This is a genomic window from Streptomyces sp. JW3 (assembly GCF_052216785.1).
Classification (GTDB): domain Bacteria; phylum Actinomycetota; class Actinomycetes; order Streptomycetales; family Streptomycetaceae; genus Streptomyces.
Genome location: NZ_JBQOUX010000302.1, coordinates 1 through 278 on the forward strand (window position 1 = coordinate 1; position 278 = coordinate 278).

The 278-nt window shown below is 71.9% G+C and carries 1 protein-coding gene; it reads left to right on the forward strand.

Going from position 1 to position 278, the window contains the following annotated elements; all coding sequences use genetic code 11:
- On the forward strand, window positions 1-278 hold a 278-nt coding region (locus ACTT8P_RS38605; protein ID WP_442836453.1), incomplete at both ends, for an FMN-binding protein.

Here is a 278-nt window from a genome sequence, read left to right on the forward strand (position 1 = left end):
ACCGGCACCGCCGACATCGACACCGTCTCCGGCGCCACCTACACCAGCACCGGATACAAACAGTCCCTCCAGTCGGCCCTCGACAAGGCGGGCGGCGGCTCCGACCAGCAGCAGCCCCGCACCGTCACCGGCGCCGCCGCGCAGACCCAGTACGGCCCGGTCCAGGTCCGCATCACGGTGACCGACGGCAGGATCACCAAAGCGGAGGCCGTCCAGGCCCCCAAGGGCGGCCGCAGCGACCAGGTCACCGCCGACGCCGTACCCCAGCTCAACCAAGC